At 59.5% G+C, this 23,182-nt stretch carries 19 protein-coding genes; 6 read left to right on the top strand and 13 right to left on the bottom strand.

Going from position 1 to position 23,182, the window contains the following annotated elements:
• Window positions 1-106: 106 nt before the first annotated feature.
• The 9 genes from ACA057_RS25895 to yaaA all read right to left on the bottom strand — a co-directional run bounded on the left by ACA057_RS25895 (window position 107) and on the right by yaaA (window position 13,002).
• Window positions 107-1,228: a mannuronate-specific alginate lyase gene (locus ACA057_RS25895; RefSeq protein WP_497343465.1), complete on the bottom strand. Its 1,122-nt coding sequence runs from the start codon at window positions 1,226-1,228 to the stop codon at window positions 107-109.
• 7 nt (window positions 1,229-1,235) lie between these two features.
• Window positions 1,236-2,684 carry an alginate O-acetyltransferase gene (locus tag ACA057_RS25890; RefSeq protein WP_497343463.1) on the bottom strand — a complete coding sequence of 483 codons (1,449 nt, stop codon included), beginning with the start codon at window positions 2,682-2,684 and terminating at the stop codon, window positions 1,236-1,238.
• Window positions 2,685-2,694: 10 nt separating this feature from the next.
• Window positions 2,695-4,284: a mannuronan 5-epimerase AlgG gene (gene algG / locus ACA057_RS25885; protein ID WP_497343461.1), complete on the bottom strand. Its 1,590-nt coding sequence runs from the start codon at window positions 4,282-4,284 to the stop codon at window positions 2,695-2,697.
• Between the two features lie 26 nt (window positions 4,285-4,310).
• Window positions 4,311-5,798, bottom strand: a complete 1,488-nt coding sequence (locus tag ACA057_RS25880) for an alginate export family protein (protein WP_497343459.1) — start codon at window positions 5,796-5,798, stop codon at window positions 4,311-4,313.
• On the bottom strand, window positions 5,795-7,294 hold the full coding sequence (gene algK, locus ACA057_RS25875; protein ID WP_497343457.1) for an alginate biosynthesis TPR repeat lipoprotein AlgK: 1,500 nt from the start codon (window positions 7,292-7,294) through the stop codon (window positions 5,795-5,797). Before algK ends, ACA057_RS25880 begins: the two co-directional genes overlap by 4 nt.
• A gap of 18 nt (window positions 7,295-7,312) precedes the next feature.
• Complete coding sequence (locus ACA057_RS25870; protein ID WP_497343455.1) at window positions 7,313-8,482, bottom strand: PilZ domain-containing protein; 1,170 nt, start codon at window positions 8,480-8,482, stop codon at window positions 7,313-7,315.
• 35 nt (window positions 8,483-8,517) lie between these two features.
• Entirely contained in the window at window positions 8,518-9,999 is a 1,482-nt protein-coding gene (alg8, locus tag ACA057_RS25865) for a mannuronan synthase (RefSeq protein ID WP_497343453.1), read from the bottom strand.
• A gap of 95 nt (window positions 10,000-10,094) precedes the next feature.
• Window positions 10,095-11,411 (bottom strand): nucleotide sugar dehydrogenase, encoded by a 1,317-nt coding sequence (locus ACA057_RS25860; RefSeq protein WP_401361732.1) that lies wholly within the window; start codon window positions 11,409-11,411, stop codon window positions 10,095-10,097.
• An 811-nt stretch (window positions 11,412-12,222) separates the two neighbouring features.
• Window positions 12,223-13,002, bottom strand: a complete 780-nt coding sequence (yaaA, locus tag ACA057_RS25855) for a peroxide stress protein YaaA (RefSeq protein WP_497343451.1) — start codon at window positions 13,000-13,002, stop codon at window positions 12,223-12,225.
• A 168-nt stretch (window positions 13,003-13,170) separates the two neighbouring features.
• Between yaaA and ACA057_RS25850 the strand changes: the two genes are divergently transcribed.
• From ACA057_RS25850 to ACA057_RS25825, 6 genes are all read left to right on the top strand, one after another.
• Window positions 13,171-14,295 carry a polysaccharide deacetylase family protein gene (locus ACA057_RS25850; RefSeq protein WP_497343449.1) on the top strand — a complete coding sequence of 375 codons (1,125 nt, stop codon included), beginning with the start codon at window positions 13,171-13,173 and terminating at the stop codon, window positions 14,293-14,295.
• 351 nt (window positions 14,296-14,646) lie between these two features.
• A complete protein-coding gene (locus ACA057_RS25845; protein WP_109628080.1) occupies window positions 14,647-16,041 on the top strand; it encodes a PhoH family protein in 1,395 nt (464 codons plus the stop codon).
• 142 nt (window positions 16,042-16,183) lie between these two features.
• Complete coding sequence (gene moaC / locus ACA057_RS25840) at window positions 16,184-16,657, top strand: cyclic pyranopterin monophosphate synthase MoaC (RefSeq protein WP_497343447.1); 474 nt, start codon at window positions 16,184-16,186, stop codon at window positions 16,655-16,657.
• On the top strand, window positions 16,654-16,896 hold the full coding sequence (locus ACA057_RS25835) for a MoaD/ThiS family protein (protein WP_458508308.1): 243 nt from the start codon (window positions 16,654-16,656) through the stop codon (window positions 16,894-16,896). Before moaC ends, ACA057_RS25835 begins: the two co-directional genes overlap by 4 nt.
• Window positions 16,897-16,899: 3 nt before the next feature.
• Window positions 16,900-17,352 (top strand): molybdopterin synthase catalytic subunit MoaE, encoded by a 453-nt coding sequence (gene moaE / locus ACA057_RS25830; protein WP_497343445.1) that lies wholly within the window; start codon window positions 16,900-16,902, stop codon window positions 17,350-17,352.
• Between the two features lie 288 nt (window positions 17,353-17,640).
• On the top strand, window positions 17,641-18,417 hold the full coding sequence (locus ACA057_RS25825) for an ABC transporter substrate-binding protein (protein ID WP_497343444.1): 777 nt from the start codon (window positions 17,641-17,643) through the stop codon (window positions 18,415-18,417).
• Window positions 18,418-18,549: 132 nt separating this feature from the next.
• Here ACA057_RS25825 and ACA057_RS25820 read toward each other — a convergent pair whose 3' ends face one another.
• From ACA057_RS25820 to rhlB, 4 genes are all read right to left on the bottom strand, one after another.
• Window positions 18,550-19,176, bottom strand: a complete 627-nt coding sequence (locus tag ACA057_RS25820) for a helix-turn-helix transcriptional regulator (RefSeq protein ID WP_401361713.1) — start codon at window positions 19,174-19,176, stop codon at window positions 18,550-18,552.
• Window positions 19,177-19,267: 91 nt separating this feature from the next.
• Window positions 19,268-20,395: an NAD(P)/FAD-dependent oxidoreductase gene (locus ACA057_RS25815; protein WP_497343442.1), complete on the bottom strand. Its 1,128-nt coding sequence runs from the start codon at window positions 20,393-20,395 to the stop codon at window positions 19,268-19,270.
• Between the two features lie 149 nt (window positions 20,396-20,544).
• Window positions 20,545-21,492 (bottom strand): ornithine cyclodeaminase family protein, encoded by a 948-nt coding sequence (locus tag ACA057_RS25810; RefSeq protein ID WP_497343440.1) that lies wholly within the window; start codon window positions 21,490-21,492, stop codon window positions 20,545-20,547.
• Window positions 21,493-21,618: 126 nt separating this feature from the next.
• On the bottom strand, window positions 21,619-23,106 hold the full coding sequence (gene rhlB / locus ACA057_RS25805; RefSeq protein ID WP_497343438.1) for an ATP-dependent RNA helicase RhlB: 1,488 nt from the start codon (window positions 23,104-23,106) through the stop codon (window positions 21,619-21,621).
• Window positions 23,107-23,182 lie beyond the last annotated feature (76 nt).

The raw sequence follows: 23,182 nt of genomic DNA, 5'->3' as shown, positions 1-23,182 counted from the left end.
TGTAGGAGCGAGGCTTGCCCGCGAATGCCGTTACGCGGTGGAACTGATGAACAGTGTCATCGTTCTTCGCGGGCAAGCCTCGCTCCTACAGGGGTTTTGCGTGGTCCTAAGAACCTTTGCCTTTCTCGTTGGCCGGGTCGTAGACCTTGGTCAGGTCACCCCCGAGGCGGAAGGTCTTGAACGGCTGCATCTCGTGTTTTTTCTCGAGCACATCCGGCGAGCAGGTGTAGAGCGTGCAGAACGGTTCCAGCCAGGCGAATTTCGAATCGACCTTGAGGTCGGTCATGTCCTGTTCTTTACCGTTCTTCTTCTCGAATTCGTCCGGGTCTTCTACCCCCGATAGCACTCGATCACCCAGGCGTTTCAGCGCGCCGTTGTTTTCCTGGCGCAAATCCACACCGTTGACCTGCGCAAAACTGGCGATCATCGCCAGCGGCGGCAGGGCGTAGTTGTGATAGGCGAGGGCGCGTTGCTGGCGCTTGAGTTCGTTGGGCAGGAAACCCTGGGCGTCAATTTGATTGGCGGCGACCTTGAATTCCTTCACCGACCAGTCGAACAGGTCGCGGCGGTTGGTGGCGATGGACGTTGCCATCACCGACCAGGCGGACCAGTACGAGTGGTTGTTGGTTTTTTCCAGCGGCAGGTTGTCCCAATCGCTGACCACCTGATCCGCCATTTTGCTGAACCAGGCTTCAATCAACTGCGACTCTTGCTGATGGTTGGCCAGCGGATGCGAGTCGGAGAACTTCAGGCGCAGGTACGAAGACGCCATGCTGCCCAATGCCCATTTGCGCATGGACTTGCCGGTGTGGTTGAAGTCCTTGGACATCAATGCATCGGCCTTGGCCCAGGCGGTCAACCAGTTCAAGGTGCATTCCAGTTGTTCCGGACGACCGTCACGCATGTACTGCATCACGCGCTTGCTGGTGCCGCGCTCAATCTTGGTGATGTCGGCGGTGGTGTCGCGGAAGGCTTTTTCCGAGGCTTCGTTCAGGGTCGAACGGGCCTTGTCGGAGCCTTCGTACTTGCTGCGAAATTGCAGCGAACCGGTGTACGGCGTCGGCACCGCATCACAGCCTTCGCTCTTGTCGCCGGTTTTGACTTTTTCAATCGGCGCGAAGTAGCCCTGGGGCGGACGCAGGGGCGCGGCGGCCTGCGTGGCACCGGCGAACATCGCCAGTGTCAGCAGGGAGGGCGCGAGTAACTTTTTCAAAGTTCGGGTTTGCATAATGGCCTCATTGCCCGGCCTGAGCGGTACGCTGCCCAGTGCCAGGGAACACGTTGCGTTTGCAGATTTTCGCTTCGACTTTCTGCGGCGCGGCACCTGCTTCAGGGCCCTGGATTTCGACGGCCAGCAAATTCTGCGTGGCCCAGTCTTCGTCCGTACGCAACTCAAAGGCAAAGCGCCCGTCGGTGTCGGAAGTTTCCGGTTTTTCGATTTTGATGTCCTCGTGGCGACCGTTCATGTACCAGAGGGTGGCTTGCAGGACTTTCACCGACGCATCGGCGAACTGGATGTCGACCTGGTGACTGCCGTTTTGCAGGTTCAGGTTCTTGCTGTTGACCATTAATTCGTTCTTGCCCGGTTTCAACGTGGTGCTGCCGGTCATCTGTGCATCCTTTCCTTCGCAACCGTTGTCCAGCAACGCCATCATCTGGCGGTAGGTGGTTTCCTGGTCTAGGCGATAGAGCGGCGAGAATTCCCAGATCAGAATCTTCGGCGGCTTGGTCTGGAACTCTTCGCTGCCCAGGTACTGCAGCATCGAACCTTCCAGGCCACCGCCGGGGAACGCCACGTTGAGGATGTCGGCGCCGATGGCCTCTTCGAGGAAACCGGCGAAGTTGTAGTTCTTGCCACTGTGGCTGGTGCCGACCAGGGTGATCTCTGGATTGCCGGAGTCACTGAACAGGTCGCCGTCGGCGGCTTCGCCCTTTGGCTCGGTGGTGAACTGATCCATGTACTGGATCGCGTAGCTGGTGCCACAGAGTTGACCGGCCATGTTGTGTAATGTTCCGGTCTTGCCCATGCGACCCGACTTATGGCTCTCGAACTCGCGCTTGGGAATGTCCGCGAACTCAGGCAATTGCTTGATTTTCTCGCCGACGATTTTCGCTGTGCGCTGGGCGCCATACGGCGTCCAGTGTTGGTCGCCGCGGAAGTAGAAGTCGTGGGCCGGCAGGGTGTCGGGCAGCGATTCATTGGTCAGCGGCGACAGGTCCGGCACCACATAACCCATGGCGGCGAAACGGCCGAGCATGGTCTTGTAGTTCTTCAGGGCCTTGTCGAAATCGAACTTGGCCTTGTCTTCCGGATTGAGCTTGTTGCGATTCACCAGGCCACGGGTCGGCTGGTAAACGACGACCAGTTCCACGCCTTTGCTCTTGAACGCATCGTGCAGTTCTTTCATGCGTTTGTAGCCGGCGGGGGTGGTGTCGAATTCGGTGCGCAAGTCTTCTTGCGTACGGAACAGCCAGTCGCCCTGAGCCTGCACCAGCGTGGTGAAGTTCTGCTGGTAGCGCGTGGTGTAGTTCTTCGCGTCGTGAGCTTCGGGGCACAGGTTGCAGCACGGTTCGGCGCTGAAGCTGGGCGCTTTTGCCTCATCGGCACGCGCACCGGCGCTGGCCGCGAGAATGCCGGCGGTCAGGGCCGACAGGCTGAGTAATTTGATCAAGTGTGGGTGCATAAAATTATCCTCAGTCCTGCATTTCGGTCTGGCGTTCGACAGGGTCGATCAGCACGGCTTTCTGCTGGCGTACCAGCAGGTCGAGAATTTCATCCTGGCGCTCGCCGAGAATCCCGTTGAAGCTGATGCCGCTGGATTTGGTCGGCGCGAGCATGGACACGCGATACAACTCGACGCTCAGCGGCGAGTCGATGGACAGCGGTCCGCTGCCGTTGCCGGCCAGTTCGCCGCCGACGATGATCAGCGACACCTGGGCGTCGAACGGGTCGAGCTTGATGTCGCGGTCGGTGTCGGTCAGGTCCTTGATGTGCCCGTAGACACCGGTCAGGCCGTTGGCCATGGACAGGTTTTCGTAGAGGCGGATGTTCACGCTGTTACGAATCCGGATGCCGTGGCGACGGTTGCTGATCACCTTGTTGCCGTAAATCAGATTGTCGCCACTCTCGTAGAGGGTGATGCCGTCCGTGTGGTTCTTGTAGATCTCGTTGTAGGCGATCAGGTTGTTCACGCTGTTACGGTCGATCACCAGGCCCGACAACTTGTTGTCGTAGCTGCGGTTGTTGAAGATGAAGCTGTTGTTGACCTCACGGGAAATAATGATCCCGTGCTTCTTCTTGGTCCCGTACACCGTGTTGTCGGCAATGATCAGACCGTGGGAACGGTCATGCGGGTCGATGCCGTAGACGATGTTGTCTTTGTAGGTGTTGCCCTTGACCACGAAGTCTTGGGTTTCGTAGCAGTAGAAGCCGTACCACATGTCCGAGAACTCGGAGCCGACGATCCAGCCAGTCGGTTCAGGACGCTTGAGCACCTTGGCCATGTTCGGCGTGTACTGGGAAATACTCACGCCGTAGGACTTACTGTTGGCATAGCCGAAACTGGCGATCTTGCTGTTGGCGATGTAGGTCTCGGTGCCGCCCCAGGACAGCAGGAACGGACGGAATTCCTTGGGCGACTTGAAGGCCGCCGGGCCGTTTGCCTTCTCGCTCCAGCCAGTGATTTTGGTATCACGCACAAACAGCTGGCCGTCGTTGACCAGGAACGAACCGGCCTCTTGGGACAGGCGCAATTCCTGGGTCTGCTTGTCGATCTCCAGGATGCCTTTCTCACCCACCACGATCGGCAACTTCGCCAGGAACACGCCCGGCGAAGTTTCGCTGAAGTACTGCTTGGGTACTTTCTTGGCCAGATCCTTGAGGTTCATGTAGCCGTCGTCGATGAAAATCGCCTGAGGGATACCGTGCTGACGCACTACCCATTCGGCCATCTTGTTATCGCCGCCGATGAAGTCCTTCAGCGCGTTTTCCTGCATCATCCGGCGCACGCTGATTTTGCCGGCCTTGGTGCGCACGATTTTCGCGGCAATGGCTTCGGCGGTGTAGCCGGACGTGTCCGGCAGCTTCGGCGCAGCCAGCTCCAGCGGCGCGGTCGGTGCGCTGCTGACGGTGTAGGTCTTGGCCTGTTGCAAGCCCTTGGCAATGGTCGCCGGCTGCTCTTTTGGCACGGGTGCGGCCGGCTCGACAGTGGCGAAGGCCGCCGAACTGGCCAGCAGCATCGCGCCGGCCAGTAAGGTGATCGAGCCTCTCTTCGGACTGTTCATGTCAGGAACTCCCTTCGCTGTTCGCATCAGAAGCGCCAGATCACGTCGATAAACGCGCGGTGCATGTACGAGTCGACGCCTTTGCCGTAGGCATCGCCCGGCTTGAACACACCGCCACGCAAACGCACGAGGGCCGAAGGCTCATCGATCGATTGGCTCAAGGAGGCCGGCAACAGACCCTGCTTGAAGTACTTGGTGACGACCACGTCCATTTCCTGGCCGAGGTCTTTGTTGCCATCTTCCAGCGGCAGCGAAGTGCTGGAGAGCACGGCGCCGGTCACGTCATCGGTGTCGTTCTGCACGGCGTTGATGCCGTTGCTGCCGACCGGCTTGTTGCCGTCGACGCGCCAGAATTTGTGGTAGATCACACTGGCGTCGTATTCGTCGTTGAGCATCCACGAACCGAACAGGGTGGCGGTCTGCATGTTGTTCATTTCGCCACGGAAGGCTTCGCCGAAACGGTGAACCCGCGAGCGAGTACCGGTGTAGTTCGAGCGGTTACTTTCCAGGCCGTTCTGTTCGTAATCGGCGCTGGCGCGGGCATAGGCAGCACCGACTTGCCATTGCGGATCGAGGCGCAGACGCACGCCCAGGTCGGTGGCCCAGCCATCGACGTTGCCACTGGTCTTGGCCTGGGCCGGTGCGGTGCCGTCGGCGTTCAGCGGGTTGACCTTGTCGCGGTCGCCGCTCATGCCGGTGACGCTGCCCCAGTAGTTGACGGTGTTGGTGTTGCGCCAGTTGTAGGCATCGCTGTCGGCGGTGAGGCCGATCCAGCTGATGTCGCCATTCTCTTTCTTGTCCAGGGAATCGGCGGCCACACCTGGCTCGGCGTAGTCCAGCTTGCCGTCATCGTGGGTGTGATGACCGCGAATGCCGACCCAATTGCCCGGCGTCCACTGATACGCCGCATCGGCGTAAGCGTGCAGGCGATCCTTGTCCTTGGGCGCGAGCTCGGTGAGGTCGGTGCGGTATTCGCTGAAGCGTTCGGCAACACCGGCGTTGGCGCGCAACAAGGTGGTGTCGAAGGTCCAGTTCAGGGCTTCGATGTTGGTGTCGCGCCATTGGCCGTCGTCGTTACGCAGGCGTTGGCGACCGAGCTTGAGTATCTCGCCAGGGTACGGCGTGAGGCCGCTGTAGCCGACCCAGAACTCGCGCATCGCCAGGTAGTTTTTCTTGCTCTTGCGATCACCGTTGTCGGTGGCCTGGGTGCCGTCGCTGTCGGACTGCTGCAGGGTGTCGGTTTCGATGATGTCGGTAGACGTCACCGCCTGACCCATGGCGTAGCCGCTCCACGCGCCGCTCTCGCCATAGATCCATGGGCGCAGGTCGAGGCCGACGCCGTTGACGTCGCCGCCGCTCTGCGTGCCGAGGTCAGTGTCGTCTTCGGACTGGGCGGTGACTTTCACGTCAAGGCCGTAGTTCTTGCTTTCGGTCAGGGCCGCCAGGGTCGGGCACGACCACAACAGAGCGAATGACAGGCCGATACCGGCCTTAACGAATGGATTCAACTTCATAGGGATTCCTCGCCGTCTTCTTCTTCCAGGGCATGCAGTTCCAGCGTGTTCTGGCTCAAGGCACCACGAACGGCCTGTTCTTGTTTCAACAGGCGTTGGGCCTCGGCGAGCTGGGCAGGCGGCAGTTGGGCTTCGAGTGTTTGCGCAAGCTCGGTGGCTTGCGGGGTGTTCTGGGCCTTGGCCAATTGGCTGAAGACGTAAGCGTTAAGCGGGTCGGGCTTGGTGCCCTTGCCTTGGGAGAACAATTGGGCGATGGCGAAGTCGGCACTGTTCTGGCCGTTGCGCGCTGCCTTGAGCAGGTGGTCCAGGGCTTTTTGCGAATAGACCTTGCCCAGGTAACCACGACGATAGATCTGGCCGAGGTAGTAATCGGCGGCGACTTCTCGGTCGACGGCTTTCTGGAAGTGTTCCTCGGCGACCTTGGCGTCGGCCGGGACCATTTTGCCTTCGTAGTAGAGCTTGCCCAGCAACAGTTCGGCGCGGGGTTGATCCGCGGCGCGGCCGTTGTCCAGGTACTTCATCATCGTGTCGACGTCGCCCAGTTCCGGGAAGTCGTAGAGCAATTGCGCGAGGCTGACCCAGGAAGCGGGGTAGCCCGGAGCGATGCTTTCGAGCAGCGTCTGAGCGGTTTTCTCGTCGGTCTTGCCCAGGCTGGCATCGCCGAGTACGCGGGCGACGCTGTCCATGCGCTGGGCAGACACCGTGCCGCGAGCGTGAGCGGCTTGCATCTGCGTGATCAGCTCGGCTTGCTGTTCCGGTTTACCTTGCTTCTGGTAGACCGTGGCCAGCTCGACGTAACAGATGTCGGTGGTGTTCAACGCGGCTTTGCAGATGGTTGCGACTTCGTCCAGGTGCTGGTCGTAAGTGCCTTGGGTGCGATAGAGCAGCACTTGGGCCAGGCCCGCTTCCGGCTTGCCTTCGGCGCGCCATTGGCTGATCTGCTGCTGGGCGTTGATGTTGGGGAAACTGTGGGGGTATTGCAGGTACAGCATCGCCAGCGGAATCAGGGTGTTGCCTTCGCCATTGGCCGAGGCTTTTTTCAACAGGCCTTCGGCTTCGTGCTGTTCGGCTTCGGTAGAGCCGGGTTTGGCCACCAGCAGGCGACCCAGGCGAGCCTGAGCCCGCGGCGAGACATCGGCCGCGGCGCGGTAAGTCGCCTCGGCCTGCTTGACCTGCGCCGGGTCGCGGCTGTCGACCTGGATATCGGCCAGGCCCACTTGGGCTTCGCTGTAGCCCAGGTCGGCCAGTTGCTTGTAGTTCTGCTGAGCGAGCGCGGTGTCGCCGCGCTTGAGGGCTTCATTGGCCAGACGCTGGTCGGGCAGGCCGGCGCAACCGGCCAGGCTGACTGCCAATGCGACTGCACATAGTGAGCCCATGTGGGAGCGAGCCTGCTCGCGAAACAGGCGGCTCGCTGTCTCAGACAAACCGAGTTGACCCCTTCGCGAGCAGGCTCGCTCCCACAGGGTTTGCGGTGTTGTAAGGATAGGTGGAGTCATCACGGGCATGTCCTCTGTTTAAAGACCGGCGGCCATGGCTTTGTCGATCAGCCAGTTCATGTTCGGACCACGGGTGCTGTTCACTTCCACCGGGCGACCGGCGTACTTGCTGTCCAGTGGCTCGTCAGGCTTGATCAGTACGCGGATGTCGGAAGACAGGTCAGCGCTTTTCAGGCTGGTGCTGCTGACGATCGTGCCGCTGCGGGTCTTGTCTTCGCCGGCGATCTGGAAGCTGACCGTGGCGCCTGGCAGTACGTCGCCGAACTGGCGATAGGAGAAGCGCGCTTCGACATTGGCTTCGGTGTTACGCGGCACCAGTTGGAAGATCACGTCGCCTTTGCTGGCGTACTGACCGTCGGCGACCAGTTGCTGGGCCACGGTGCAATCGCACGGCGACGTCAGGGTGCCGGTCATTTGCTTGCCGAACAGCTCTTCAACCTTGGCCGGTTGCAGTTGATTGTCGTCAAGGTGGCCCTTGAGCACATCGAGCATGCTGGTGCTGAAGGTCGCCAGCGGTGCGCCTTTGGCGGCAACGCCATCGGCTTTGATCAGGCTTTGCACGGTGCCGTCGCGCGGCATGGTGATGTTCATGCCGGCAACGCTGACCAGACCGGCCTGGGCGTGGCTGACGAAGTACATGCCGTACACCGACTTGAAGATGAAACCGAACGCCGCCAGGCCGACGATGAAAATCGCCAGGCTGAACGTCACGGCGCGCAGACGACCGATCGCGGTCATGCCGTGGCCGCCGTCCTTCATCTTGCGCGCTTTGGTGAAGTTATCGCGCTGCAGGGTGGCCAGCACTTCACCCATGCTGACGATGTCGCCGGCCAGGTGCGAAGTGATCAGGTGGCGCAGGGTCGAGATGTCTTGTGGTTCCAGGTTCTGGAACTGGCAACCGACACGACCGGTCTGGCGATCGAAGGAGCGCACTTGCAACTCCACGTCCATGGCCAGGCCGAGGTTATCGATGACGAACTGCAGGCGAGCCTTGTACACGTCACCGGTTTTCAGTGGCAGCTGACCGGCGTTGAAGGCCAGGCCGCCAGCGGAGAGGTCGAGGACTCGAGCTTCAACCGGGGTCCGGTCAGGACCGAAGAAACGCAGCTTGGCCGGAATTTTCACTCGGGCGTGTTGGCGCTGGGCTTCTGACTCATGCACTACGTTGGCGTTGACGGCGGTATTCATATGGGCGATTTCCTAGTTAATTCAGGCGAGTTCGGTCAGACCATCATCAGCAGCACGGCAACAAAAATGCTGCCGGCGGAGAAGGTCATGGTCCGAGACGACCAAGTGTTGAACCAACCTTGAAAGCTGGCGAGATCACGGGTCAGGGAAGTGGGCTGGCGACTCCAGGACTGTCGGTCGAGGCGGAAGAACACGTAGATCTTCACCATCGCGCCGACGATCTGGTTGTAATAGAGAATCGCCGGGTAGGCCGGGCCGATCCGGTGTCCGGACAACGACAGCAGCACGGTCAGGATCAGGCGGGTAATGCCGATCCACAGCAGGTACACCAGGATGAACGCGGTGCCGTACTTGAAGCTGGCGATCAGCGCGACGGTCAAGCCCAGCAGCGAGGTCCACATCGACACGCGCTGATCGAACAGCACCACCGAGGTGAACAGGCCGAGGCGTTTAACCCCAAGGCCCAGGGCGCGGGCGTTCTGGCGCAGGTTGTTGCCGTACCAGCGGAACATCAGTTTGCGACTGGCCTTGATGAAGCTTTTTTCCGGCGGGTGTTCCACGGTGTGGATCGCGGCGTCCGGCACGTAGAACGTGTCGTAGCCCAGGCGCATCAGGCTGAACCAGCTCGACTTGTCGTCACCGGTCAGGAACTTGAAGCGGCCCAGGCGCCAGTGTTGCAGCGAGTCGCTTTCCACGTCGGCGATGAAGTCCGGGTTGGTGACCACGGTGGCGCGGAATACCGACATCCGGCCGGTCATGGTCAGTACGCGCTTGGACAGGGCCATGGAGCACATGTTGATGTGACGCTGGGCGAAGCGCAGTTTGTGCCATTCGGCCATGACGTAGCCGCCGCGCACTTCGCAGAATTCGTTGGTGGTCAGGCCGCCGACATTGCCGAACAGCTGGAACCACGGCACGGTCTTGAGCACGACGCCCGGGGCCAGTACGGTGTCGCCATCGATCACTGCAACCACGGCACGGTCGTCCGGCAAGTGGCGGGAGATGGCGCGGAAACCGTAGGCCAGGCCGTCACGCTTGCCGGTGCCGGGAATGCGCACGAAGTCGAGCTTGACGCGAGCCGGTGGATTCATCCGCGACCACAGGCTTTTCACCAGCTTCTCATCGGACATTTCCACGATGGAGCAGACCATGGTGGTCGGCAGGCCGCAGTCGATCGCTTCGCGAATTACCGAGGCATAGACCTGAGCGGTGGTCAGGGCGTCGATCCGAAAACTGGTGACCATCAGGAACACATGCGAGGGGTCTGCCGATTTGCCCAGCTTGCGCACTTTGCGCCGCAGGTGCGGGTAGACCACGTACAGGAACAGCATGCCGCGCAGAAAGTGCGTGGCACCCATCGAGTAGCGCCAGATTCCGATGAAACCAATCAGGAAAATGAAGTCCTTCGACTCGGAGTCGAACGTGGACGCAGGCAACGCCATGGCGATGCCCATCAAAATACTTAGGTAAAACAGCCAACCGGCGGCCTGAAGTAGGCCGTGCTTTAGCCTGTGCATAATCGGAATCCTAAAGTCAGTTGCAAGCCCCAAGCTTCAAGCTCCAATTAAGGAGCTTTGAACTTGCGGCTTGGAGCTTGAAGCTTGCGGCTGCTTTACCAGCAGATGCCTTCGGTGCGATCGCTGACGCTGGTGGCTTGGGACATGAAGCCGACCAGGTCGATCACTTGCTTGCCGTGTGGAGCCTGTTCCGCCAGGGCGCGGAATTTCTCGTCACGGTTGCCGAGGATGATCACGTCGGAGTTTTTGATCACGTCGTCGAAGTCCGAGTTGAGCAGGGACGAAACGTGCGGGATCTTCGACTCGATGTAATCGCGGTTGGCGCCGTGAACACGGGCGTATTCAACGTTGCTGTCGTAGATGCTCAGGTCGAAACCCTTGCCGATCAGCATTTCTGCCAGGTCCACCAGCGGGCTTTCGCGCAGGTCGTCGGTGCCAGCCTTGAAGCTCAGGCCCAGCAAGGCGACTTTGCGTTTGTCATGGCTGGAGACGATGTCGAACGCGTTCTGCACTTGCGATACGTTGCTGCGCATCAGCGAGTTGAGCAGCGGTGCTTCCACGTCCAGGGAACCGGCGCGGAAGGTCAGGGCGCGAACGTCTTTCGGCAGGCAGGAGCCGCCGAAGGCGAAACCAGGGCGCATGTAGTACTGGGACAGGTTCAGCGTCTTGTCCTGGCAGACCACTTCCATCACTTCGCGACCATCGACGCCGACGGCCTTGGCGATGTTGCCGATCTCGTTGGCGAAGGTCACCTTGGTGGCGTGCCACACGTTGCAGGTGTACTTGATCATTTCGGCAACGGCGATGTCCTTGCGGATGATCGGTGCGTCGAGCTCTTCGTACAGCGCTTGCAGAACGTCACCCGAGGCCTTGTCGAACTCGCCGATGACGGTCATCGGTGGCAGATCGTAGTCGGCGATCGCGGTGCTTTCGCGCAGGAACTCAGGGTTCACGGCAACGCCGAAATCGACACCGGCTTTCTTGCCGGAGCAGTCTTCGAGGATCGGGATCACTACGTTAGCCACGGTGCCTGGCAATACGGTGCTGCGAACCACGATGGTGTGGCGGGAAGTCTTGTCACGCAGGACAAAACCGATCTCGCGGCACACGGCTTCGATGTAGTTCAGTTCCAGGTCGCCGTTCTTCTTGCTCGGCGTACCGACGCAAATCATCGACAGGTCGGTGTCGCGAATCGCCTCGGCGAAGTTGGTCGTGCCGCGCAATTTGCCCGTCTCGATACCCTTCGCCAGCAGCTCGCCCAGACCCGGTTCAACAATCGGCGACTTGCCGGAGTTGATCATATCGATCTTGTCTTTGGAGATATCGACGCCAACGACGTCATGGCCCCGTGCAGACAGGCAACCGGCACATACTGCACCGACGTAACCCAAACCAAATATGCTGATGCGCATCGCATTTACCTCTGTGATTATCAAGCCATTACATGGCCGGAGTTAATGGTGTTCAGCGGTCATAGTGCACTCGGAAGTGCGGCATACAGGCGCCACAGTGCCGCGTGCAGGCATACAAAGTTCCGAGTGTCTAAATAAGTTCACTCAAAGTGTGCGCAACTAGGCTTTTATTGTTATTGCTGGCCCTGTTATGCAGCTGATCTTCTAGTCAGAAGACATTCGTGCAAAGGTCTTGCGCGCTCAATGCCAGGCCGTAAGCCCGTAAATCAAGCGGTTGGGTGCTCAGGTGAGCACGTTTATAGGGGCGCAGCCTTGGCCGTATAGGGGATATTCATGATGCGTATCTCCTGTCCTTCATGTGTTGCCCAAATCAGGGATTATTAAGCAGAAGTTCATGTGACAACTTCGCTATGTGAATCTCTTCTCTGCGTAAGTTATCTCGTACAAGCACGGTGAGAATCGTTACCGGTGGTATGAGCGGCACATTTGGACATAGTTCCGGCCCGCCCATCGCGAATCTTGAAATTTCTTGAAATATTGAGAAAGATGGCACTGCTCTCATATTGCTAGCAACACCTGTTTCACCCTTGATACATAGGGTGATGAGCGGTTTGAATAGTTAATTGCCACTACCGATAAAAAATTTCAGTGCCACTACTGAAAAAAATCATCAAAGTCGAGTGAAACTAAAGTTAGAAAATCGAGTGCTTGTATTTTGACGCCAGGAATATGGCGAATCGGGCGGGAAATTGTTGGACGATCAGGGGATGGCGCACGACGAATCAGGAAGGTCGTGCGCCGGTTTGTTTGCTTACTCTGGCGCGTGATCGCGCAGGAAAACCAGCGTGTCGGGTTTGGACTGCTCGGCGCTGAAGCGATAGCCTTGTGCATCGAACTGTTTTAGCGCTGCCGGGTCGTTGACGCGCTCTTCAATGACAAAACGACTCATCATTCCGCGGGCTTTTTTCGCGTAGAAGCTGATGATCTTGTATTGGCCGTTCTTCAAGTCCTTGAACTCGGTGTTAATGATGCGCGCGTTGAGGGCGTTGCGTTTCACCGCCGAGAAGTACTCGTTGGACGCCAGGTTCAGCAGCACGTCATCGCCCTGGTCGGCCAGGGCTTCGTTCAGCCATTCGCTGATCCGCGTGCCCCAGAAGGCATACAGGTCCTTGCCACGGGCATTCGCCAGTTTGGTGCCCATCTCCAATCGATACGGCATCATCAGGTCCAGCGGCCGCAGCAGACCGTACAGGCCGGAGAGCATGCGCAAGTGCTGCTGGGCGTAATCGAAATCGGCTTCGCTGAAGGTTTGCGCATTCAGCCCGGTATAAACGTCGCCCTTGAAGGCCAGCAGCGCCTGTTTGGCGTTGGCCGGGGTGAACGCCGGGGTCCAGCTGCCGAAACGCGCGGCGTTGAGCCCGCCAATCTTGTCGGAGACGTGCATCAACTCACTGATCTGCGCCGGTGCCAGGTCACGCAGTTGCAGGATCAGCTCCTGGGAATGGTCGAGGTATTGCGGCTGGGTGAAGCGCTGGGTCGCCGGAGGCGTTTCGTAATCGAGGGTCTTGGCGGGGGAAATCACCATCAGCATGAAGTCGTCTCCTTTAATCGTGGGGCGATTCTAGGGGGTTGTCGGTGCTGACTCCAGCTATCAACTCCATAGGTGATGATCGGTGGCCATCACCCCGGCCTGTAGGAGCGAGGCTTCGGGGTGGGATCAGCTATAGTGCCGCGCGGGTTTTGTTATGGAGACATCCCATTGCGTATCGTATTTCTATTCATCGTGTGGCTGTTGAGCTTTGGCGCCATGGCGGCACCGGGCGATGTGGCGACGCTTGATCGCAGCACATGGCCGGAACAGCTCGGCAACCCGACCCTGTTCGACGTCGCGTCGCGGGCCGAGATCTTGATGTTCGCCCGCGTCCTGCTGGCCAGCGAATCCCTGGATGAGACGGGCCTGGCCCGGCGCCTGGGCTTGCGCACGATCAATCCGGATGCGATCAACCGCGTGCGCGAGCGCCTGTGGCAGCGCTTGCTGGTCAACTACAACTTCGCCCAGCAGAGCTGCGACCAGGATGCTTCTTTCTGTTTTCTGGTCGAGGACATGGACACCCTGCGCCAGCAAGCGGCCAAGTTTCAGGTCAGCGATGACAGCTACTACATAAAGTGGGCCGAGCCGAGCCGACTGTTTCATGCCCAGTACCTGGACGAGCTATTGCGCAAGGCTGCGCTGTTTCCGCAGACCAGCAGCGAAGTCGATCGTTTTGGCGACTATGAGCGCAACGGCGACGAGATGCATGACCGGCTGTTTCTGCTGACGTTCGACAGCGCCGCCAACGCCACGCCGGACAACACCGCCTGGGTGTCGGACTACTTGCGCAAGTGGAACATGAGCGGGACGTTCTTCGTGCTCGGCAAGGACATCCAGGCCCGCCTGACAGACAGTTCGGTGGCCAGCCTGCAAGCGACTTACTCACAGCAGTGCATCGGCGTGCAAGGTTGGGAGTTCCGCTCCCACAGCCACTGGCAGGATTGGCAGGACTCGGTACGGCGCAGCGTCGATCTGGTGAAAAACAAACTGCCGGAGAACTACGTGCCGCTGTTTCGTCCACCGGACGGTCAGCGCCGGTCGGACGCTGAAGCGTTCTTCAGATCCCAGGGCTTGCAAGTGGCGTTGTGGGACATCGATGCCCAGGACGGCGCCGGCAAACTCAAGGGCAATCAGAGCGCGCAGAGGGTGTTGACCCTGATGCTGCTGTGGCGACACGGGGTGATCAATTTCAACGTAAAACAGGATGCAGTGAAGACGGCGTTGCCCTGGCTCGTCGCGCAAACGGCGCCAAGCGGGATCGGCTGGGAAGACTGTCAGGACGCGTTTCGCTGAAAACGACAAAAGCCCGTAAACATTGGGCGAAGGGCGATTTTGAGAGAGAATTCGATGCAGGCGGACTTCCGACTTTAACGGGGTGATGGCAATCCGCCTAGTGCTATTGGTCACTCTGAAAAATAAACTTCAAAAAAACGTCAAAGTACTTTTTTCTGTCATGGGTTTTGGAGTATTACGAAGACAGACCGCCGAAACCTGCAACACAGGTGGCGTCTCCCAAGACCCAGCTTGATGCAGTTCACTTGCGTCCACTCTTTGTCGGTAGTGCGGGGTGAAATTCGGCGGCCACTTCGAGGCGCAGCACTGTCACGGTATTGCGTCGACTGGCTCCCACAAAGGTGACCGAGTATGGATGATCACGGACGTAGTTCTTCCTCCAACCAGCCAATCCTTTATGTACTCGATACCAACGTATTGATTCACGATCCAAACGCCCTGCTTAACTTCGAAGAACACCACGTCGCAATCCCGATGACCGTGCTTGAAGAGCTGGACAAGCTCAAGAGCGGGCATCACAGCGTTGCGGCTGAATGCCGGCAGGCGATTCGCCTGATCGACAAGACCCTGGGCGACGCCAGCCCTGAAGACGTTGAGCTTGGCGTGCCGATCCAGCGCGGCAAAAGTGGGCCCAAGGGTTTGCTGTCAATTCTGATGAGCAAACGTGCCGAACCGAACATCATTCTGCCCGAGCACCTGAACGACAACATCATCATCAACCAGTTGATCGACCTGCATGCGCGCGAGCCCAAGCTGCCCGTGGTGCTGGTCACCAAAGACATCAACATGCGCCTCAAGGCCCGGGCGTGCGGGATCGCGGCCGAGGACTACAGCACCGACCAACTGGTTGACGACGTCTCGCTGCTGCCCAATGGTTATCACAACATGGACGGCTCGTTCTGGGATCGCGTGAAGAATGTCGAAACCCGTCAGGACCACGGTCGCACCTGGCATCAGGTGCAGCTGATCGATAACCTGCCGGCTGTGCATATCAATGAGTTCATCATCGACGAACAGGGTTTTGTCGGCTGGATCAAGGAGATCGAGGAAGACCGGCTGCTGATTCTCGACCTGCATCAGGAACCCCTGTTGCACCAGGAAGCCTGGGGCCTGAAACCGCGTGACATCTACCAGAGCCTGGCGCTGTACGCCTTGCTTGATCCAGACATCCACCTGGTCAACCTGACCGGCGCCGCTGGCTCGGGTAAAACCATCCTGGCCCTGGCGGCGGCTATCGAGCAGACCATGGTCAGCAAGCGCTACCGTCGAATCATCGCCACGCGCAGCGTGCAGGGCCTGGACCAGGAGATCGGTTTCCTGCCCGGCACCGAAGCGGAAAAAATGGAGCCTTGGCTGGGCGCCATCACCGACAACCTCGAAGCCTTGCACATGGATGACGAAAACACCCATGGCAGCGTCGATTACATCCTCAGCAAAGTGCCGTTGCAGTTCAAATCCCTCAACTACATTCGGGGTCGCAGCTTCCAGCAGAGTCTGATTTTGATCGATGAATGCCAGAACCTCACGCCGCACCAGATGAAAACCATCATCACCCGTGCGGGCGCTGGTTCCAAAGTGGTGTGCCTGGGCAACCTGGCACAGATCGACACCCCTTACCTGTCCGCGACCAGTTCCGGGCTGACGTACCTGACAGAACGTTTCAAAGACTTCCCCAACGGTGTGCACATCACCCTGCAAGGGGTACCGCGTTCGATTCTGGCCGAATACGCCGAATCGCATCTGTAACCATCTATCTGAACCGGGCGGTCTTCGGGTCACCCGGTTTTTTTATGCCCGACACAATCCGAATGTGGTGACCCTGATAATCAAACGTGCGGAAATTTGACCCACAGGTTTACAATCGGGGCTCCTGATCAGGAGTAATTCCGTGCTGACTCATCTCGATTCCCAAGGTCGCGCCAATATGGTCGACGTCACCGAAAAAGCCGTGACGTTCCGTGAAGCGACGGCCCAAGCGCTGGTGCGCATGCTGCCCGAAACCCTGCAGATGATTGTCAGCGGCGGTCACCCCAAGGGTGATGTGTTCGCCGTGGCGCGTATCGCCGGCATTCAGGCGGCGAAGAAAACCAGTGATCTGATCCCTCTGTGCCATCCGCTGATGCTCACCGGCGTCAAGGTCGAGCTCAGTGCCGAAGGCGACGACACCGTGCGTATCATCGCGCGCTGCAAGTTGTCCGGGCAGACCGGCGTCGAGATGGAAGCCCTGACCGCGGCCAGCGTCGCGGCGCTGACCATCTACGACATGTGCAAGGCCGTGGACCGTGGCATGACCATCGAAAGTGTCCGGCTGCTGGAAAAACTCGGCGGCAAGAGCGGCCATTTCCAGGCGGATCAGCCATGAACGTTACCGTGAAGTTTTTTGCCCGTTACCGTGAAGCGCTGGGCGTGGATTCGGTGAAGGTTGAAGGCGACTTCGCCACCGTCGACGATGTGCGTGCGCTGCTGGCCCTGCGTGACGGTGCGGAGGTGCTGAGCGAGCAAAACCTGATGTGCGCCCGCAACGAAGACCTGTGCCAACTTGACGAGCCGGTGAGCGACGGCGATGAAGTGGCGTTTTTCCCGACCGTGACCGGAGGCTGAGCCATGGCTATTCGCGTGCAAGCCACGGCGTTCGATCCGGGTGCTGAAGTCAACGCCATGCACGCTGCCAATGTCGGCGTCGGGGCGGTGGTGAGTTTTGTCGGTTACGTGCGCGACTTCAATGACGGGCTCGACGTCGCCGGGATGTTCCTTGAGCACTACCCGGGCATGACCGAAAAAGCCCTCGGTAAAATCGCCGTCGAGGCCGAGCAGCGCTGGCCGTTGCTCAAGCTCGAAGTGCTGCACCGCATCGGTGCCCTGGAACCGGGCGAGGCGATTGTCTTCGTCGGCGCCGCCAGCGCCCACCGCCAGGCCGCGTTCGACGCCTGCGCGTTTGTCATGGACTACCTGAAAACCCGTGCGCCGTTCTGGAAGAAAGAAAACACCAGCGATGGCGCGCGTTGGGTTGAAGGGCGTGACAGCGATCATGCGGCGGCGGATCGCTGGAAGCAGTAATTCCTGCAGTGCTCTCCAGTAAGCCATCGCGAGCAGGCTCGCTCCCACATTGAATCAGCCTACACGGACAAATTGTTGGAGCTGGCCTGCCAGCGATGGCGTCTTGCGCACCACCAAAATTTTACTGACTCACTACCCGATCATCGGCCAGCGCAGTATGCATTTGCCCAATTGACGATTTGTACGAATAAGTCCAGTATGGAATTATAAGTACAAAAAAGGCGTTCCCCCCGTTTCTGCTCTTTCTTCTGTCTTGCCAAACCAACAACAACCCGCGAGAGAACGAACATGAAGAAATTCCCCCTCATCACCGGTCTGGCCCTGAGCCTGTTGGCGTGCAGCACTTTGTTCGCCGCTGATAAGACCCTGCGTATTGGCATTGAAGCCGCTTACCCACCGTTCGCTTCCAAAACCGACAAAGGCGAAATCGTCGGTTTCGACTACGACATCGGCAATGCCCTGTGCGCGCAGATGAAGGTCAAGTGTGTGTGGGTCGAAGGCGAATTCGACGGTCTGATTCCTTCCCTGAAAGTGAAGAAAATCGACATGGCGCTGTCGTCCATGACCATCAACGAAGACCGCAAGAAGTCGGTGGACTTCACCCACAAGTACTACTTCACCTCATCGCGCCTGGTGATGAAGGACGGCGCCGTCGTGGATGACCAGTACGCCAGCCTCAAGGGCAAGACTGTCGGCGTGCAGCGTGCAACCACCACCGACCGTTACGCCACCGAGGTGTTCGAGCCGAAAGGCATTAACGTCAAGCGCTACGGCAACAACGAAGAAATCTACATGGACCTGGCAGCCGGTCGCCTCGATGCGATTTTTGCCGATACCATTCCGTTGAATGACTTCCTGTCGATGCCGCGCGGCAAAGGCTATGCGTTTGTCGGGCCCGAGTTGAAGGACCCGAAATACGTCGGTGAGGGCGCCGGGATTGCGGTGCGCAAGGGCAATACCGAGTTGGTTTCCGAGTTGAACACGGCCATCGATGGCATTCGCGCGAATGGCGAATATCAGAAGATTTCCGAGAAGTACTTCAAGTCTGATATCTACGGCGATTGATCAATTGCCATCGCGGGCAAGCCCGCTCCCACAGGGATCAACAGTAAACACGGGATTTGTGTTTCATGAAGATCATTGTGGGAGCGGGCTTGCCCGCGATGAGGCCCTGTCAGCCGAAAAATTTCTCAGGGCCTAACCCTTCAATTCCTTCAAATGCTTGTAAACCGTCGCCCGCCCCATGTTCAGCACATTGGCCACGTAGTTCGAAGCGCTTTTGCCCTTGAAGGCGCCTTCGGCGTGCAACGCCAGCACCAGTTCGCGTTTGTGGTCGCGGGTCAGCACGCCCAGGCTCAACTGCCGCTCGCGCAGCCAGGCGTGGAGGAAGGTGTTGATCCGCTCCTGCCAGTCATCGCGAAACAGTGAATCCGGCTGTGGGATCAACTTGGTCGGCGACAGGAACAAGTCCAGCGCGGCCTTGGCATTTTCGAACAGCGAAATATTCAGATTGATGCACAGCACGGCCAGCGGATGACCGTCGCTGTCGCGCAGCACGCTGCTCAGGCTGCGAATCTTCTGACCATCCCAATTGAGCTTTTCGTACGGCCCGATGTTTCGTTCGCTGATGTCATCGCTGAGCATGTCCTCCAGTGCCGAGTCATCGCCGATTTCCCGTTTCGACAGGTTGTTGGCGATGTAGTCGACCTTTTGTGTGCGCAGATCGTGCAGCACCACCTCGGCGTGGGGGAAGAACAACGTGGCGATCGCGTCGGCGATTGCCCGGTAATTATCCAGGGCCGGGTCTTTTTCAGGTGCATTCATAAGGTGGAGCTCCAGGCAGCATCAGCGCCCCATCAAAAAGGGCGCTGGAAGTTTGCCGCAATCGTGTCGACACGTCACCTGAGGGTGAACATCAGCCCAGGCGAGCGGGGGAGAGCATCCCGGCGTCGAGGCCGAAACGCGTGAGTTGCTCGGGCAAGGCTTCGCCGCGGACCAGTGCGGCGCTGGCCTGGCCCATGGCGGGCGAGGTCTGGATGCCGTAGCCACCTTGTGCCGCGACCCAGAAAAGCCCCGGCACTTGCGGATCGAACCCGGACAGCAAATCGCCGTCACTGACGAAGCTGCGCAAACCAGCCCAGGTTCGGGTCGGACGGCGGATGGTCAGCGTGGTGGCTTCTTCGATCTGGTAGATACCCATGGCGATGTCCAGCTCTTCGGGCTGCACGTCGTGCGGTTCCACCGGGTCAGCATTGGCCGGCGAGCCGAGGAACATGCCGGCATCGGGCTTCATGTAGAACGATTCGTCGAGGCTGACCAGCATCGGCCAATGGTGAATGTCCACGCCTTCCGGGCCGGCGAAGATGAACGCGGCACGGCGCTTGGGTTGCAGGCCCAGAGGCTTGGCGCCGGCCAGTTCACCGATTTTGTCGGCCCAGGCGCCGGCAGCATTGATGATCACCGGCGCGCTGAAGGTCTGGCCATTGGTTTGCACGTGCCACAGGCCTTCGGCGTCACGGCTCAGGCTCAGGACTTCGCTGTCGGTGTGCACTTCACCTTTATTGCGCCGGATACCGCGCAGATAACCTTGATGCAAGGCGTCGGTGTCGATGTCGCTGGCGGTCGGGTCGTAGATCGCGCCGTGGACTTTCTCCCGGCGCAGGATCGGCAGGCGTGCGCAGGCCTCATCGGCGCTGAGCAGTTGCATCTCGGTCACGGTGGCTTTGGCGCTGAGGTATTGGTTGTTCAGCTCGGCCGGGTCGCCGGTGAAGTCGACGGTCATTTCGCCGCGCGGGGTCAGCAGTGGGTGCTCGCAGAAACCGGCTGGCGGGGCGTCGAAGAAATCCCGACTGGCCAGGGTCAGCGCCCGAACCTGCGGTGTGCCATAGGCGGCGGTAAACAGCGCGGCCGAACGTCCGGTGGAGTGATAGGCCGGATGGGATTCGCGTTCGAGCACGATCACCCGGGCGTGCTGCGACAACCAGAAACCGGTGGAAGCGCCGGCAATCCCGCCGCCGATGATGATGAAATCTGCCTGGCTCATGAACGTCTCCTGAAAGGGCGCAAATGCCGAAATTGTAGAGAACCTCTGTAGGAGCGAGGCTTGCCCGCGAAGGCGGCTTATCAGCACACATAAATTTCGACTGACAGACCGCTTTCGCGGGCAAGCCTCGCTCCTACAGGGTTGTGGTGTTAGGGCTGCAAGCGGTAGATGGCATTCGCCAGTGCGATGTCTTCCAGGCCCAGGCCGATCGAGCGGAAGAACACATGACGGTCGTAGTCAGGGCGTTTTACCTTCTCGCTGAGCAGATCGGGCAGGTCGCCGATGATCGCGTTTTTATCCCAGCCATATTGTTCACCCGCTATCAGCATCTCGCCGGCCGAGCCCGGGGTGGTCAGACGATAGTCGCAGTACACCTGCATGTCATTGAGGCTTTGCGGCGGTACCTCGTGGGCGCGCGGAGCGTTGGTGCTGATGGAGGTGATCAGCGCCGGTTTGCTCAGGGTGGCCGGGTCGATCACCGGGCCTGCGGACGAGGTGCAGAGCATGATCACGTCGGCGTCTTGAACCGCTGCTTCACGACTGTCGACGATGCTCAGGCGCGGATCGAGGCTTCTGAGCCGGGCCAGTTCCTCGGGGTGGCTATCGCTCAGGCCCGGCGAGTACAGGCTGATGCTCTGCCAGCCACGCAGCCCCTTCACATAATGCAGGTGCGCCTGAGCGACTTTGCCGCTGCCGATGATCGCCAGGCGCCGTGCGTTAACCGGAGCGAGGGCATCGACCGCCACTGCCGTGGTTGCGGCGGTACGCGCGGTGGTCAGTTCGCCGGCATCGCAGAGCAGCAGTGGTTGGCCGGTCTGCATCGACATCAACAGCGTCCAGGCCGTCACCAACGGGCCTTGCTCGCGCACGATGTACGGCGAGGTCTTGACCCCGTAAACGCCATCTTCGCCCAGCACGCCCAGGTAGTTGATGAAGTCGCCGGCCCCCTGTGGAAACTCCACCAGTTGCTGCGCCGGTTGCACCGCTTGCCCGGCGGCCAGATCACGGAACAGTTTGCGCAGGATCTGCGGCACGTCGACCTGCGCCAGCAACTCGCGGGCCTGGGATTGGTTGATCACGTAAGGCGTACTGGACATGGTCGGCTCCGGGGTTGGAAGTAAACTAATTTGTCTATTATGGACTTTTAGTTGTGTTGAGCAAAGTCCAGACGAAAAAAAAGCGCAGTCCGTTTCCGGCTGCGCCTCTTGATCAATGCGCTTGCGTTATGGACGCTTGCGCTCAACCGCCCGCAGTAGATGCGTCGGTGGCGTTTCACAGCTGATCTTGCGACCCAGCAGCGCCTCGATAGACGGTAGCTGGTAGGAGTCGTCTTCACCGGCAAAGCTGATGGACACACCATCGGCGCCGGCACGACCGGTACGACCGATCCGGTGCACGTAGTCGTCCGGGACTTCGGGCAAGGTGAAGTTGATCACATGGCTGATACCGTCAATGTGAATACCGCGCCCCGCCACATCGGTGGCGACCAGCACGCGGATCTTGCCTTCGCGGAAACCTTCCAGGGTCTTGATGCGCTTGTGCTGCGGCACGTCGCCGGACAGTTGCGCGGCGTTGACGCCATCGCGCACCAGGCGTTCTTCGATGCGCCGTACTTCATCCTTGCGGTTGGCGAAGACCATCACCCGCTCCCAACCGTTGTCGTTGACCAGGTTGTAGAGCAGTTTGTATTTGTCGGCCCCGGCCACGGCGTAGATGTGTTGCTCGACGTTTTCGCTGGCCACGTTCTGCGACTCGATCTCGACGATCGACGGGTCGGTGGTCCATTGCTTGGCGAGGTTCATCACGTCTTCGGTGAAGGTCGCGGAAAATAGCAGCGTCTGACGCTCGTTCTTCGGCGGCGTCTGGCGAATGATCTGACGCACTTGTGGGATGAAACCCATGTCGAGCATCCGGTCGGCTTCGTCCAGTACCATGACTTCGACCATGTCCAGGTGCACGTCGCCGCGCTGGTTGAAGTCCAGCAGGCGGCCCGGTGTGGCCACGAGGATGTCGCAGTGACGGGCTTCGAGGTTTTTGAGTTGCTTGTCGAAGTCCATGCCGCCCACGAACGTCATGACGTTGAGGCCGGTGTACTTGGTCAGGTCGGCCGCGTCCTTGGCAATCTGCACCACCAGTTCACGGGTCGGCGCGATGATCAGCGCCCGCGGCTCGCCCATGTAGCGTTCTTTGGGCGGCGGGGTTTCCAGCAGTTGGGTGATGATCGAGATCAGGAACGCAGCGGTTTTGCCGGTGCCGGTCTGGGCGCGACCGATGGCGTCTTTGCCCGCGAGGGTAAAGCCCAGCACTTGCGCCTGGATCGGCGTGCAATACGGGAAGCCCAGGTCCTGGATGGCGTGCATCAGTTCGGGGGCGAGTTTGAAATCGTGGAAACGGGTTTTGCCTTCCTGGGGTTCGACGGCGAAGTCTTCGAGTTTCCAGGGAATGACCGGCGCTTTTGGCTTCGGTTCGCGACGCGGTTTTGCAGGTTTCGGCGTTTCGCTGCGCGGTGGTTCTGCGGCGAAAATCTCGACAGGTTGGGCGACCGGAGTGGTCACGGGCTCGTGCTTCGGTGCCGCTGCGGGGGCGGACCGGCCAGGCTGATGACCGTCGGTGCGGTGGCTGGGGATGTGAGACGGAACGCTGGAGACTGGCGCGAGCTGCTCAGTCTCGCTTTTACCGAACATTTTCTTGAGTGCTTTGAGCACGGTCATCTCATCAATTGATTAAGGAATATACGCCGGCCAGTGTAATGCAAGAATCGGGCGCGGCGTAGTGGGATGATCAATG

The sequence above is a fragment of the Pseudomonas sp. LBUM1661 genome (assembly GCF_059695925.1).
This window is presented reverse-complemented; position numbering and strand designations above follow the sequence as displayed.

Excerpts from the sequence above, each read along its gene's own strand:
- ACA057_RS25895 (WP_497343465.1), bottom strand. The coding sequence starts at position 1,228 with ATGCAAACCCGAACTTTGAAAAAGTTACTCGCGCCCTCCCTGCTGACA.
- ACA057_RS25890 (WP_497343463.1), bottom strand. The coding sequence starts at position 2,684 with ATGCACCCACACTTGATCAAATTACTCAGCCTGTCGGCCCTGACCGCC.
- algG (WP_497343461.1), bottom strand. The coding sequence starts at position 4,284 with ATGAACAGTCCGAAGAGAGGCTCGATCACCTTACTGGCCGGCGCGATG.
- ACA057_RS25880 (WP_497343459.1), bottom strand. The coding sequence starts at position 5,798 with ATGAAGTTGAATCCATTCGTTAAGGCCGGTATCGGCCTGTCATTCGCT.
- algK (WP_497343457.1), bottom strand. The coding sequence starts at position 7,294 with ATGACTCCACCTATCCTTACAACACCGCAAACCCTGTGGGAGCGAGCC.
- ACA057_RS25870 (WP_497343455.1), bottom strand. The coding sequence starts at position 8,482 with ATGAATACCGCCGTCAACGCCAACGTAGTGCATGAGTCAGAAGCCCAG.
- alg8 (WP_497343453.1), bottom strand. The coding sequence starts at position 9,999 with ATGCACAGGCTAAAGCACGGCCTACTTCAGGCCGCCGGTTGGCTGTTT.
- ACA057_RS25860 (WP_401361732.1), bottom strand. The coding sequence starts at position 11,411 with ATGCGCATCAGCATATTTGGTTTGGGTTACGTCGGTGCAGTATGTGCC.
- yaaA (WP_497343451.1), bottom strand. The coding sequence starts at position 13,002 with ATGCTGATGGTGATTTCCCCCGCCAAGACCCTCGATTACGAAACGCCT.
- ACA057_RS25845 (WP_109628080.1), top strand. The coding sequence starts at position 14,647 with ATGGATGATCACGGACGTAGTTCTTCCTCCAACCAGCCAATCCTTTAT.
- ACA057_RS25835 (WP_458508308.1), top strand. The coding sequence starts at position 16,654 with ATGAACGTTACCGTGAAGTTTTTTGCCCGTTACCGTGAAGCGCTGGGC.
- moaE (WP_497343445.1), top strand. The coding sequence starts at position 16,900 with ATGGCTATTCGCGTGCAAGCCACGGCGTTCGATCCGGGTGCTGAAGTC.
- ACA057_RS25825 (WP_497343444.1), top strand. The coding sequence starts at position 17,641 with ATGAAGAAATTCCCCCTCATCACCGGTCTGGCCCTGAGCCTGTTGGCG.
- ACA057_RS25820 (WP_401361713.1), bottom strand. The coding sequence starts at position 19,176 with ATGAATGCACCTGAAAAAGACCCGGCCCTGGATAATTACCGGGCAATC.
- ACA057_RS25815 (WP_497343442.1), bottom strand. The coding sequence starts at position 20,395 with ATGAGCCAGGCAGATTTCATCATCATCGGCGGCGGGATTGCCGGCGCT.
- ACA057_RS25810 (WP_497343440.1), bottom strand. The coding sequence starts at position 21,492 with ATGTCCAGTACGCCTTACGTGATCAACCAATCCCAGGCCCGCGAGTTG.
- rhlB (WP_497343438.1), bottom strand. The coding sequence starts at position 23,106 with ATGACCGTGCTCAAAGCACTCAAGAAAATGTTCGGTAAAAGCGAGACT.